Origin of the sequence: Streptococcus sp. HMSC077F03, assembly GCF_001812375.1 — a bacterium.
In the GTDB taxonomy this organism is placed as follows: domain Bacteria; phylum Bacillota; class Bacilli; order Lactobacillales; family Streptococcaceae; genus Streptococcus; species Streptococcus oralis_S.
In genome coordinates this window covers 81,998-95,694 of sequence record NZ_KV808753.1, presented here as the reverse complement: position 1 = coordinate 95,694, position 13,697 = coordinate 81,998, and the positions used below count along the sequence as shown (strand labels likewise).

Sequence of the window (13,697 nt, the reverse complement as noted above, 5' to 3'; positions counted from 1 at the left end):
CTAGGTTTAAGTTGTTATACTTGAGGTAGGAGGTATATCTGGAAACGATTCCAGCAAAACATTGGCACAAAAGAAAGGAAATCGCTATGAAAACGAAAACATTCACACTTTCTATTGCTTCCCTAGCAATTCTTAGTCTTTTAGCAGCTTGTGGACCTAAGGCACAAGCCCCTACCCAGCAATCTGCTCAGCAATCATCTACTCAACAAGAATCATCTTCTAGCGCTACGACAAGTGCTAGTCAACCGCAGGCATCCTCAAGTCAGGACACTACTGTAGCTCAACCTACGAATATCGATGGTACCTATACTGGAAAGGATGAGAATGACCAAATCACTCTTGTTGTAACAGGTAAAACTGGTACATGGACTGAGGTCGAGCCAGATGGAGATAAGGAAATCAAGCAAGTCAGCTTTGAGCCAGAAAATCAACGTGTCATTATCGGTGATGATGTCAAAATTTACACGGTTAATGGTAATCAATTGATTATCGATGATATGGACCGAGAGGCATCTGACCGAGAGGTATTAACTAAGCAATAATGATTAAGTAAAAGTTCCAATGAGATGAAAGCTATCTTTTTGGAGCTTTTTTCTTGAAAAAAGGGTTGGGTGTTCTTTACTAACTTTTTACTTAAAACGCTTACAAATGTTTGTAAAACTTCTTATAAGGTCGTATACTTATAGTAAATAATCAATTAGCGCAGAGGCGCAGGAGGAAAAGCATATGGCTACATTTTACGTTCCGGCAGTTAACCTTATCGGTAAAGGTGTTGTAAATGAAGTAGGTCCGTATATCAAGGAATTGGGGTATAAGAAGGCCCTTTTGGTGACAGATAAGTTCATCGAAGGCAGTGATATTTTACCTAAGGTCCTAAAACCATTAGATGCTGAAGGGGTCGAATATGTGATTTTTAGCGATGTGGAGCCAAATCCGACTTGCAAGAATGTCACAGATGGAGTGGCTGCCCTGAAAGAGCATGGATGTGACTTCATCATCAGTCTTGGAGGAGGATCTCCTCAGGATGCGGCTAGCTGTATCTCTATCATCGCTACAAATGGTGGAAAACCACAGGACTACGAAGGTCTTCACAAGTCTGCTAAAAAAGGCTTGCCAGTGGTTGCAATCAATACAACAGCTGGAACTTCTGCAGAAATCACTATTAACTATGTTATTACTGACGAAGAGCGCAAGGTCAAGATGGTAATGGTTGATAAGAACAGCCTCGCCCTCATCTCTGTCAATGATCCAGAACTCATGCTTTCAAAGCCGAAAGGATTGACAGCAGCGACAGGTATGGATGCTCTTACTCACGCTGTCGAAGCCTTGGTAACACCAGGTGCTTATAATGTGACCAAGAAACTTTCTATCGGAGCGATTGAACTCATCAAGGAGTATCTTCCTCGTGCTGTGGCAAATGGCCAAGATATTGAAGCGCGTGAGGGTATGGTCAATGCCATCTTCCTCGGTGGTATGAGCTTTAACAATGCTGGTTTGGGTTATGTTCATTCTATGGCTCACCAACTCGGTGCGGTATATAACTTGCCACATGGTGTCTGCTGTGCCATGCTTCTCCCAGTTGTAGAACGTGAAAATGCCAAGCGTGTACCAGAAGCTTTCCGCAATGTGGCCAAGGCCTTGGGACTCCATGTTGAAGGGAAAACAGACCAAGAATGTGCTGACTATGCTATCGCTGAGATTGAGAAACTTTCTGAAACTGTTGGTATTCCGAAGAAACTCACTGAACTCGGTATCCAAGAAAAAGACTTTGACTTTGACTACCTTTCTAAGAATGCTTTGATTGATGCATGTGCGCCAGGCAATCCATTTATGCCAACTTTAGAAGAAACCATTGCTCTCTACAAAGAACTTTTTTAAAGACTAAGTAGAGTGGAAGGAACTTATTCTTCAAAATATAAATAATATTGGAAAGAACTATCATTTTGGTAGTTCTTTTTTTTAAAATTTGCTATCCTAGACATATGAGAAAAATCAAAATTGATGTGGTTGTAGTACCCTTAAGTGGGCATCTCTTCCCAACACTGAATTTACTTGCACCCTTGTTGAAGGATCCCTTGTATGAGATTCGATTATTTACAGGACCGCAACGAAAAACTGTAGCAGAGGAGATGGGATTCCGAGTGATTTCCATTTTAGAAAATTGTGTAGATGAGTTTGAGCGTGTAGCCAACAATGAAGGTCAATTAAACCTGTTTTCTGCTTATCGACAGTTGTCAGCTAGTCTTGATTTGATCAATGTGGTTTCAGATCAATTAGTGCAAGAGTGGCAGGAAAATAGACCGGATATTGTGATTGCGGACTTTATAACCCTCTCTGGAGGACTTGTTGCGGAACAGTTGAATATTCCCTGGATTACCACGATGGCGACACAGTTTGCCATTGAAACGACAGATGGACCGCCTTGTTTCTTTGGAGGATTGGGCAGTCCAAAAACATCTTTCCAATCTGGTCTGCAATGGCTAGGAAGAAAAGGGACTCGTTTAGGGAAACGAATCGTAAGCTTTTTATTGAGAGAACGATTGAAACGTTACGATTTTAAACTTTACAATCAGAAAGGTCAGGAAACCATCTATTCACCCTATTCCATCTTGGGAATTGGGATGAAAGAGTTGGAGCTGAAAAGTGGTTTTCCAGAGCACTACCTTTGGGTGGGACCTTTTGGGTCTTCGATTGAGAGGGCAGAAAATTATCCCCTCGATTTGTCTCCTTATGCAGGTTATAAGAAGGTCCTTGTCTCCTGTGGCACTCAGCTAGCATGGGCCAAAGACAATCTCCTCTATCAGACACAACAATTGGCAGAAGCACATCCAGATTGCCACTTCTTTGTGACTCTGGGGTTTGGCGGACAAGACTTCCAATGTGAAGAGTTCATGGACAATGTTTCTGTGGTATCCTATCTTCCCTATAAGGAGTACATTCCTCAGATGGATTATGTGATTCATCATGGTGGTGCGGGTATTTTTTACCAGTGTATCATCTATGGTAAGCCTGCCTTGATTCTCCCCCATGACTATGATCAGTATGACTATGCAGTTCGTGGATTAGAGGCAGGGATTGCCTTGACTGCTAAACGAGAGGATACGGAAGCGATTGGACGTGCCTTTGATGAGTTGTTGGCTAGAGATGACTGGCCAGACTTGAACAGACTTAGTCGTGCAGCTCAAATCTATCAGCCAACAGAGATTCTGAAGAGCGAAATACATCGGCTCTTAGGGGACAAGGAGAAGTAAAGAATGAAGAAAGTATTGGTAACAGGTGCTACGGGCTTTCTAGGCAAGTATGTTGTTGAAGAGCTCAGTCAGCAGGGCTATCAGGTACGCGCTTTTGGACGCAATCGCAAGGTGGGTCAGTCTTTAGAGAACTCCTCTGTGGCATTTTTTCAGGGGGATTTGACCAAGCAAGAGGATTTGGCTCGGGCTTGTCAGGGGATGGACATGGTTGTGCATGCGGGTGCTCTTTCTACCGTTTGGGGGCCTTGGGAGGATTTCTACCAGACAAATGTCTTAGGGACCAAGTATGTTCTGAATGCTTGCCGAGAGGCTGGTATTCAGCGTTTGGTTTATGTGTCCTCGCCTAGCATCTATGCTGCGCCTCGAGATCAGTTAGCTATCAAAGAAAGTGCTGCTCCTCAGGAAAATAATCTGAACAACTACATTCGTAGTAAGCTGGCTTCGGAGAAGCTGTTTAAGGATTATCCCGATGTTCCGAGTATTATTTTACGACCTCGTGGGCTTTTTGGGATTGGGGATACCAGTATTTTGCCCCGAGTTCTCAAACTCAGTCAGAAGATTGGCATTCCCTTGATAGGGGATGGTCGTCAGCTCATGGATATGACCTGTGTGGAAAATGTCGCTCTGGCAATTCGCTTGGCACTAGAGGCCCCTCAAGCTAGTGGCGAAGTTTATAATATTACCAATGGGGAACCAAGAGCCTTTAAGGATTTGATAGAAGAAACCTTGAGAGGGTTGGGCTATCCAATAACATACAGAAAAGTGCCAGCTCCTCTTCTTTCAGTTATTGCTAGTAGTTTAGAGTTTCTGTATAAGGTCTTGAAACTCAAAGGTGAACCGCCTCTGACACGCTATACCTATTATCTGCTCCGTTATAGTCAGACGCTGGACATCAGCAAGGCGGAGCGAGACTTGGGGTATCACCCTCAAATCAGTATTTCGGAAGGGATTGAACAATATGTCCAAGATTATCGAAAGCATTGATTATTTCCCAGCAGGCTACTGTACCAGCTACACAGGTTTGCTATTTAAGGGAGTTAAGAATCAAAAGATGACCTTTCCAGCAGGTGTTTTTCTTATCAAACACAGGGACAAGGGCTATCTCCTCTATGACACAGGCTATCATTACGATATTAAGACCCATCTTCGCTATGGCTTCTATCGGCTAGGAACGCCCGTTCAAATGACGGAGAAGAACCAGATTTCTCGTTTGCTGGAAGCGAAGGGAATCAAACCAGAAGAAATTAACTATGTTCTTCTATCACACCTACATCCAGATCATCTGGGAGGAGCTAGTTTCTTTCCTCATGCAACCTTTATCTTGACAAAAGAAGTATATGAAGTCTACCAAAAACCCAAGTTGAAAGACTTGATTTTCAAGGAGTTTTTACCAGCTTCTTTTGAGAAAAATCTAACCATTATCAGAGCTGACCAGCAAGATTCAACTTTTCCCTATCGTCCGATTTGTGATCTTTTTGGAGATGGCAGTATCCTAGTTGCTTCTGTTGATGGGCATGCTAGAGGGCAAGCCTGTCTATATTTTCCAGACCTTAATCTCCTCATTGCAGCGGACCTCTGTTGGGGAATTGACCTCTTACCTTACACCAAGCAGATGCACCTGATTCCTTCCTTTGTTCAGGATAATAAGTCTGACTATATCAGGGGGACAGAGTTTCTGGAGGAAGTCTTAAAGGACGGTATCGAGGTAGTTGTTAGCCATGATCCTGTAGAAAGGATAGAGTCAATCTTACATGAAAAAAATAACCTTTCTTAAAACCTTTATCCAAACTCGTTGGCTTCATCATTTCAAATCTCGAGAAGCTGTAGAAAACTATCAGAAAAAGCAATTAGCTAACTATATGGACTTTTTAAAGCGAGAGTCGCCCTACTTTAAAAATGGGGTTCCTAGCAACTTTGACCATATGGACAAGGCTTTTATGATGGAACATTTCAATGAGCTCAACACCCAAGGAGTGGATCGTGATGAAGCCTTATCCTTAGCTATTGAAAGTGAGAAGACCCGTGACTTCACTGAACTTAAAGGGGAAGTAGCCGTCGGTCTGTCTTCAGGGACGTCTGGACATCGGGGGCTCTTTATCACAACAGAGAAAGAGCGAAGTATGTGGGCTGCGGCTATCTTGGCAAAGATGTTGCCCAAGGGGCAGCTTTTTGGACACCGCATCGCCTTTTTCCTGAGAGCTGATAATGAACTCTATCAGACCATCAATACAGCGCTCATTCGTCTAGAGTATTTTGATATTTTCAAACATACAGATGAGCATATCGATCGACTCAACAACTATCAACCAACGATTATTGTGGCGCCAGCCTCGATGTTGATTGAATTGAGCAAGCGTCTTAAGGATGGAGAGTTAGCTATTCACCCACAAAAAATCGTTTCGGTGGCGGAAATCTTGGAAGATAGTGATAGGGGACGGATCGCAGAAGCCTTTTCACTATCCATCATTGACCAAGTTTATCAGGCGACAGAAGGTTTCCTAGCCTGCACTTGCTCAGCTGGCAATCTACATCTCAACGAAGACATTATCTTTGTAGAAAAGCAGTATCTAGATGACCACCGTTTTTATCCAGTGATTACGGACTTTAAGCGAAGTAGTCAGCCTGTTTATCGCTACCAGCTCAATGATATCTTGGTTGAAAATCCGGAGCCTTGTCCCTGTGGCTCCTACTATACACGGATTGACAAGGTCGAAGGACGTTCTGATGATATCTTCTACTTTGAAGGGCAGAATGGGGGGCAGGTAACGATCTATCCAGACTTTATCAGGCGTTGTATCCTCTTTGTGGAGAATGTAGGAGATTACCAAGTTAAGCAACATTCCGAGAAATTAGTGGAAGTTTGTTTAAGCCGAAGAGATGAGGACGTAGAGACAGCAATTTTAGCACAGTTCCAACTCTTGGCCCAGCAAAAAGAGTTCATAGTTCCTCAAATCCAATTTTCAGATTATCACTGGGATACTAGCCGTAAACTCAAACGTATCCAACGTTTATGAAAGGAAGAAAGACAATGACAGAAGTAAAAAGACATGTAGAAATCGCAGGTTATGGCATTTGCCTTCCAAAGCATACAGTTCAATTTAAAGACCAGACCCGTTATCGTGTAGTTGAAAATGAAGAAACGCAACTCGACTTGGCAGAAGGAGCTATCCAGCGTGCACTTGAACATGCAAATTTGAATATTAAAGATATCGATTGCCTTGTATCAGCTAGTGCAGTTGGTGTTCAGCCTATCCCTTGTACGGCTGCCTTGATTCATGAGCGCGTGGCAAAAGGACTCTCAATTCCAGCAATGGACATCAATACAACTTGTACCAGCTTTATTTCTGCTCTATCGACTATGTCCCACTTGATTGAGGCGGGCGAATACAATCGCGTCTTGATTGTGTCTAGTGAGGTTGGAAGTTTAGGGCTCAATCCCAAGCAAAAAGAAAGTTTTGAACTCTTTAGTGATGGGGCAGCAGCCTTTATTTTCCAAAAAAGTCATCAAGAAAAAGGGGTCATTGCTAGTCTCCAACGTACTTGGTCAGAAGGAGCCCACGATACGGAGATTCGTGGAGGTCTGACTTCTTTTCAACCAAAAGAGTACTCTGAAGCGACGAAGACCAACTATATGTTTGACATGAAGGGGAAGAAAATCCTCCTCTTGTCTGCTCGTAAAATCCCAGTCATGTTTGAAGAGTTTCAAGAAAAAACACAGCTAGCCTTGATAGACGTGGACTATATCATTCCTCACCAAGCAAGTCGTGCTCTTCCTTTGGTTATGGAAAAACTAGGTGTGGCTGAGGATCAGTATCTCAATCTCGTCACTGACTATGGAAATATGGTGTCAGTCTCTGTACCGTTTGGCCTGGCTTATTCTTTGGAGCATGGACTTATCAAGGAGGGAGATGTCGTCTACCTTATGGGGACTGCAGCTGGTATGACGGTCAATATGTTGGCTTTGAAATTGTAATAATCATCTAAACACGGAACGACTGGAACTTGAGCAAAGGTAAAAGGTTGCCATCTACCCCTGAACTGAGGTATACTAGTAGAAACATTAATTTATCAAGCAGTTAAGGAGAATGTTAGAAAAGGAAGGGGATGTATGACAGCTAGAAAAATGCAGCTACTCATGTCCAAATATGGTTTCAGTATTACCATCATGTTGGCAGAGTTGTTTATCGTCTTTGGTTTATTTCTCTATCTAGGGCAAATGGCTCCAATTGTCTGGATTATCCTAGTCATTTTAGTGAGCTTAGCGACTATTGTATCGATTGTCAATCGGTCTATGAATCCTGAAAGTAAGGTAACATGGCTGTTAGTAGCCTTTGTGCCAGTGTTTGGGCCACTGCTCTATATCATGTTTGGAGAACGCCGTTTATCTAAAAAAGAAATGAAGCAGCTAAAGCAGCTCCAATCAATGGTTGATCGAGAGGACAATAGCAGAGCTCTCCGTTTGGAGTTAAAAGAGCAGGATAAGTCAGCTTACGGAGTTATCAAATCTCTCCTCAGCATGGATACGAATGCTGATGTCTATGATCGAACGGATACACAATTTTTTGCATCTGGGGAAAGTATGTGGCATCAGATGCTAGAGGATCTCAGGAAAGCGGAGAAATTTATCTTTCTTGAGTACTATATCATCGAAGAAGGCTTGATGTGGAACAGTATTTTAGAGATTTTGGAAGAAAAGGCTGCTCAAGGAGTAGAAGTTAAGCTCCTCTACGACGATATTGGATGTATGGCAACCTTGCCTGGGGATTATACCATCCAGCTTCGTAGCCGAGGGATTGAAGCCCATAAATTTAACAAGGTGATTCCACGTTTGACCGTTGCTTATAACAACCGTGATCACCGAAAAATCATGATTATCGATGGTCAAATTGCCTATACAGGTGGTATCAATCTGGCCGATGAGTATATCAACCATATCGAACGTTTTGGTTACTGGAAGGATAGCGGTATTCGGTTGGATGGTCCAGCAGTAAAGGCTTTTACCAGACTCTTTTTATCTGCCTGGTATATCAACCGTGGAGAGATTAGTGACTTTGATCAATACCATCTTGAAAATCAACCTAGAGACGGGATGGGGCTCTGTATTCCCTATAGTAGTGGACCAAAACCCATCTACAGAGCTCAAGTTGGAAAAACGGTCTATCAAAATCTTATCAATCAAGCTACAGACTATGTTTATATCACGACACCCTATCTGATTGCTGACTATGATTTAACAGAAAGTATCAAAAATGCAGCTCTGAGAGGGGTAGATGTGCGAATTGTGACGCCGTGTATCCCAGATAAGAAGGTTATTCAGTTAGTTACTCGAGGAGCCTATCCAGACTTGTTATCTGCAGGGGTTCGTATTTATGAGTACAGTCCGGGATTCCTTCATAGCAAGCAAATGCTTGTCGATGGAGAGGCAGCTACTGTGGGGACCATCAATTTTGACTATCGTAGCTTGCTCCACCACTATGAAAATGGTGTTTTGCTTTATAGAACACAATCTATTTTAGACATTGAGAGGGACTTCGAAGAGATTTTTAAAGTTTCTCAAGAAATCTATCCCCACACTATCAAAACCAGCTGGTATCAAAGCCTCATCAAGGAAATTGTCCAGTTGTTTGCACCTATGCTCTAACTATCGACCAAGATCTAGCCCAAGGCTGGGTCTTTTTTGTCTTCTTACGAATAGATAAGTAAAGGAGAAAACCATGCTTAATCTAGAAGATGATGATTTTATCAGAGAGTACAGTAATAGTCGCTTCCACCGTTTTCGTGAAATCGAACGCTTTGTGCTATTGGATAAGAAATTCAGCAAATATCAATCCCAAGCTGACATTCCTGTAAGATTTTGATATACTAAAACAGATAAACTTAGAGGAGAAATTGAATGAACGTATACGGGAAAATAGATGAGAAACAAGAAGAATCTCATTACCAAGACTGGTCAGTGCCAGAGAAACGAGAAGGAGCTCCTATTCCCTTTTTTAGTATCATGCTTTGGAGTTTAGTGGCCACAGCCATTTCGGTTGCCCTGCCTTTTATTTTTGGTTTAATCAGTCCGCAACAAAGTCAGGATCTTTATACCGGTTGGGCCTTACATCAAAATGGTCAAATGTATACAGATTACTATGGGACGGAGGGATTGCTCTATTATGTGCTAACCTACCTTTTTCAAGGCAGTGTTTTGATTGCTTTGGTTGAGTGGTTGGCCTTGTTTGGAGCAGGTGTTTTTCTTTTTAAGGCTGCGGATACTCTTGTCGGCCAAGAAAAGGAAGCGAAGCGAGTTGTCTTTATTCTATACTTGCTTGTAGCAGGTCTCGCTTTTGGTGGCGGTTATGCTCTCTTGCTAGCCCTGCCTTTCCTATTTTATTCATTGAGTATCGTTACAAATTATCTCGCTTTTCCAAAGGATGATAAAGGATTTGTACGAGTGGGGATGAGCCTTGCTCTCGCTTTCTTCCTTGCGCCAATCCCAACCGTCTTGTTTGCGGCTGTACTGGCCTTGGGGATTATCGGCTTTAATCTAGCTAAAGGTCACTTTGTTCATGGTCTATATCAGTTCTTTGCGTCAGCCCTAGGATTTTCACTCTTATTCTATCCTTTAGGCTACTATACAGTGTGGACAGGTAGTTTTGGAGATGCTATTAGCCAGACCTTGTATCCGGTAAATACTCTTAGCCTCTTTTCAAATTCGCATTTGCTTGAAAATGCAGCCTTCTATGGTTTGCTTGCTATTGGATTAGGTTCCCTTGGTTTGCTCTTTGCAGGCTTGTTCCAGTCAAAACCAGCCAAGCAATATGCCTTATCGATTGCTGCTAGCTTGGGATTCTTGGTTTCTTTGGGAATCTTGATTCTCTCCAAAGACCCCATCAACGGTACTCGTCTTGTGGTGCTAATTCCTTTCTTGGTCTTGCTCCTTCTGACAGGAATCAAGGAAGATGTTTTGGATGGAGGGAGTCGTCGTAGAAGAAGACGTGAAAAACAAACTTCTTTCCTTAAAGGAAATTTCTATCTACCACTGATTGCCCTTGCCTACCTTATTGTTCTTCCTATCGTGAGTCGCTACCTTTCGCACCCAGCGACCTATCAGGAGAGAGATCGTCTTGCTAGCGTGGTCAAACAACAAACGAGTTCTGAGGATCGTGTCTATGCTTGGGATGATCGTCCTGATTTCTACCGTGCAAGTGAACGCTTGGCGCCGACTTCTCTATCAACTCCAACACTCTATACTGCAAGCGATGAAAATAAAACCAAACTGATGAATGACCTGAAAGAGAATCAACCGAAGATGATTGTGGTCAATCAAAAAGTTGCCTTGTGGTCAGATGTAGAGAGCTGGCTCAGTGAAAACTATGAGCTTGTTCAGACAGATACTAGAGAGTTCAAACTTTATAAATCCAAATAACAAAAAATCAATATCTTGTGGAATTTTAAAAATTTTAGGATTTTTAACACAAGATATTGATTTTTATTTTTAGAGTGGTATAATACTGAATATAAACAATTCAACAATATTTTAGAAAAGAGCATGGATATGATTGTATTAGAAGAAAAGCTTGCAACCGTTCCCACCTTGTTCGTTGAAAAACGAGATGGTAGACGAGTGGTGTTTGATGTAGACAAGATTGACAAGGCTCTCCACAAGGCGGCGGAAAAGGTTATGGACGTTACGCCTCTAGTAGAAAAACGCCTAAATGATCTAGTTGAAAGAATCGTGACTGAAATTCACAGCCGCTTCCCTCAAGGTGTCAAGATTTACGAAATTCAAAATGTCGTAGAACATGAACTCCTTGAAGCCAAAGAATATGCCTTGGCTGAGGAGTATATCACTTATCGGACACAAAGGGATTTTGAGCGCTCAAAAGCGACAGATATCAACTTTAGTATCCATAAACTTCTCAATAAAGATCAAGCAGTTGTCAATGAAAATGCCAATAAAGACAGCGATGTCTTCAACACCCAGCGTGATTTGACAGCAGGGATTGTTGGGAAGTCGATCGGGCTACAAATGCTTCCTAAGCACGTAGCCAATGCTCACCAAAAAGGGGATATCCACTATCATGACTTGGACTACAGCCCCTACACTCCGATGACCAACTGCTGTTTGATTGATTTTAAAGGCATGCTGGAAAATGGTTTTAAGATTGGAAATGCAGAGGTAGAGAGTCCCAAGTCTATCCAGACTGCGACAGCTCAAATTTCACAAATCATCGCCAATGTTGCTTCTAGTCAGTACGGGGGCTGTTCAGCTGACCGTATCGATGAAGTCTTGGCGCCTTATGCGGAGAAGAATTATCAAAAGCACCTCAAGGATGCGGAAGAGTGGGTCTTGCCTGACAAACGGGAAGATTACGCTTGGAAGAAAACCCAAAAAGACATCTACGATGCCATGCAATCTCTTGAGTATGAAATCAACACCCTCTTCACTTCAAATGGACAAACACCTTTTACTTCACTAGGTTTTGGTCTAGGAACTAGTCGTTTTGAGCGGGAAATTCAAAAAGCTATCTTGACCATTCGTATCAAGGGACTTGGTTCAGAACACCGTACAGCTATCTTCCCTAAACTCATCTTTACGCTAAAAAGAGGACTCAACTTAGAGGAAGGTTCACCTAACTACGACATCAAACAGTTGGCTCTTGAGTGTGCAACCAAGCGGATGTACCCAGATGTCTTGTCCTATGATAAGATTATCGAACTGACTGGCTCTTTCAAGGTTCCTATGGGATGCCGTTCTTTCCTCCAAGGCTGGAAAGATGAAAATGGTGTTGAGGTCAATTCAGGTCGGATGAATCTAGGTGTTGTGACAGTCAATTTACCTCGTATCGCCCTCGAGTCTGAAGGGGATCTGAATAAGTTTTGGGAAATCTTCAACGAGCGAATGAACATTGCGGAGGATGCTCTGGTTTATCGTGTCGAACGAACCAAGGAAGCAACACCAGCAAATGCCCCTATCCTTTATCAGTATGGAGCCTTCGGCCGCCGTCTCGGAAAAGAAGAAAGTGTTGACCAACTCTTTAAGAATCGCCGTGCGACAGTTTCGCTGGGCTACATCGGTTTGTACGAAGTGGCTACAGTCTTCTTTGGAAATAGCTGGGAAAGCAATCCTGAAGCCAAGGAATTCACATTGGATATTATTCGCGATATGAAACGTCGTGTGGAAGAGTGGTCTGACCAATATGGTTACCATTTCTCTATCTACTCCACACCGTCTGAAAGTCTGACAGATCGCTTCTGTCGCTTAGACACAGAGAAGTTCGGTTCTATTCCTGACATCACGGATAAGGAATACTACACCAACTCGTTCCACTACGATGTCCGGAAAAATCCAACGCCGTTTGAAAAATTAGACTTTGAGAAAGTTTATCCAGAAGCAGGTGCGTCAGGTGGTTTCATCCATTATTGTGAGTATCCAGTTCTTCAACAAAATCCTAAAGCCTTGGAAGCTGTTTGGGACTATGCCTATGACCGTGTCGGCTATCTAGGGACCAATACTCCGATTGATCGTTGCTACAAGTGTGACTTTGAAGGGGATTTTGAACCAACTGAGCGAGGCTTTGCTTGTCCCAACTGTGGCAATAGCGACCCTAAAACAGTAGATGTGGTCAAACGTACGTGTGGTTATCTGGGAAATCCTCAAGCGCGTCCGATGGTTAATGGACGCCACAAGGAAATCGCTGCGCGTGTCAAACACATGAACGGTTCAACTATTAAAACAGCCGGACATGAAGTAACAAATTAGAAGGAAACGCAATGGGGAAATACCAATTAGACGATAAGGGACGCGCACAAGTGACCCGTTATCACGAGAAACACTCGAAAGGTGGGACAGGTAAAAAAGAACGCTTGCTCAACCTCAGAGAACAGTTTTTAAACAAGAGCAAGAAAAAATAAAAGTGAGAGTCTGCTCTCACTTTTCTCTTAGGTGGGATGGGAATATGGAACTACGCAGACCGATATTGGCAGATAAAGAAACAGTTTTAGAGATGATGGCAGAGTTTGAACAGACTCAATCAGCCCACGATGGCGGGTTTTGGGATGCTGAGAATTTTGTTTATGAAGAGTGGCTAGAAGAAAATCTTCAAGCGGAAGCGGGACTCAATATTCCTGAAAACTGGGTTCCTGCTATCCAGCTGATTAGTTTTGACGTAGCAGGCCAGGCTCTTGGCTTTCTCAATCTTCGTCTCCGATTAAATGACTACTTACTAGAAAATGGGGGCCATATTGGCTACTCCATTCGTCCATCTGAAAGAGGTAAGGGTTATGCGAAAGAATCCCTCCGACAAGGTCTACAAGTTGCTAAGGGAAAGAATATTAAACGAGCTTTAGTGACTTGTAGCACAGAAAATCCAGCAAGCCGAGCTGTTATTTTAGCTAATGGTGGGGTGTTTGAGGATGTTCGCAATGGTGTAGAACGTTACTGGATAGATTTGGAGTAAA

At 42.8% G+C, this 13,697-nt stretch carries 13 protein-coding genes; all 13 read left to right on the top strand.

Annotated features, from left to right (window positions below; translation table 11 throughout):
* Window positions 1-86: 86 nt before the first annotated feature.
* The 13 genes from HMPREF2853_RS01405 (at window position 87) to HMPREF2853_RS01350 (ending at window position 13,696) form a co-directional block, all read left to right on the top strand.
* Complete coding sequence (locus tag HMPREF2853_RS01405) at window positions 87-542, top strand: SP_0198 family lipoprotein (protein ID WP_000853132.1); 456 nt, start codon at window positions 87-89, stop codon at window positions 540-542.
* Window positions 543-726: 184 nt separating this feature from the next.
* Window positions 727-1,878, top strand: coding sequence for an iron-containing alcohol dehydrogenase (locus HMPREF2853_RS01400; RefSeq protein ID WP_000190391.1), 1,152 nt, complete (start codon window positions 727-729; stop codon window positions 1,876-1,878).
* Window positions 1,879-1,982: 104 nt separating this feature from the next.
* A complete protein-coding gene (locus HMPREF2853_RS01395; protein WP_070534629.1) occupies window positions 1,983-3,251 on the top strand; it encodes a glycosyltransferase in 1,269 nt (422 codons plus the stop codon).
* Window positions 3,252-3,254: 3 nt separating this feature from the next.
* Window positions 3,255-4,235, top strand: coding sequence for an NAD-dependent epimerase/dehydratase family protein (locus HMPREF2853_RS01390; RefSeq protein WP_000757305.1), 981 nt, complete (start codon window positions 3,255-3,257; stop codon window positions 4,233-4,235).
* Window positions 4,210-5,025 (top strand): MBL fold metallo-hydrolase, encoded by an 816-nt coding sequence (locus HMPREF2853_RS01385; protein ID WP_000034630.1) that lies wholly within the window; start codon window positions 4,210-4,212, stop codon window positions 5,023-5,025. The genes HMPREF2853_RS01390 and HMPREF2853_RS01385 overlap by 26 nt, the downstream gene beginning before the upstream one ends.
* The gene (locus HMPREF2853_RS01380) at window positions 5,003-6,265 is read left to right on the top strand and encodes a F390 synthetase-related protein (RefSeq protein WP_070534628.1); all 1,263 of its coding nucleotides are present in this window, start codon (window positions 5,003-5,005) and stop codon (window positions 6,263-6,265) included. Before HMPREF2853_RS01385 ends, HMPREF2853_RS01380 begins: the two co-directional genes overlap by 23 nt.
* A gap of 14 nt (window positions 6,266-6,279) precedes the next feature.
* Window positions 6,280-7,224 (top strand): 3-oxoacyl-[acyl-carrier-protein] synthase III C-terminal domain-containing protein, encoded by a 945-nt coding sequence (locus tag HMPREF2853_RS01375; protein ID WP_000141193.1) that lies wholly within the window; start codon window positions 6,280-6,282, stop codon window positions 7,222-7,224.
* 135 nt (window positions 7,225-7,359) lie between these two features.
* Window positions 7,360-8,892 (top strand): cardiolipin synthase, encoded by a 1,533-nt coding sequence (gene cls, locus HMPREF2853_RS01370; RefSeq protein ID WP_070534627.1) that lies wholly within the window; start codon window positions 7,360-7,362, stop codon window positions 8,890-8,892.
* A 73-nt stretch (window positions 8,893-8,965) separates the two neighbouring features.
* Entirely contained in the window at window positions 8,966-9,109 is a 144-nt protein-coding gene (locus HMPREF2853_RS09955) for a hypothetical protein (protein ID WP_000933185.1), read from the top strand.
* A gap of 35 nt (window positions 9,110-9,144) precedes the next feature.
* Window positions 9,145-10,662 (top strand): hypothetical protein, encoded by a 1,518-nt coding sequence (locus HMPREF2853_RS01365; RefSeq protein WP_001103720.1) that lies wholly within the window; start codon window positions 9,145-9,147, stop codon window positions 10,660-10,662.
* 129 nt (window positions 10,663-10,791) lie between these two features.
* Window positions 10,792-12,999, top strand: coding sequence for an anaerobic ribonucleoside-triphosphate reductase (gene nrdD / locus HMPREF2853_RS01360; RefSeq protein ID WP_000636174.1), 2,208 nt, complete (start codon window positions 10,792-10,794; stop codon window positions 12,997-12,999).
* A gap of 11 nt (window positions 13,000-13,010) precedes the next feature.
* Window positions 13,011-13,151, top strand: coding sequence for a hypothetical protein (locus HMPREF2853_RS01355; protein WP_000521627.1), 141 nt, complete (start codon window positions 13,011-13,013; stop codon window positions 13,149-13,151).
* A 44-nt stretch (window positions 13,152-13,195) separates the two neighbouring features.
* Window positions 13,196-13,696: a GNAT family N-acetyltransferase gene (locus HMPREF2853_RS01350; RefSeq protein ID WP_000423393.1), complete on the top strand. Its 501-nt coding sequence runs from the start codon at window positions 13,196-13,198 to the stop codon at window positions 13,694-13,696.
* Window position 13,697 lies beyond the last annotated feature (1 nt).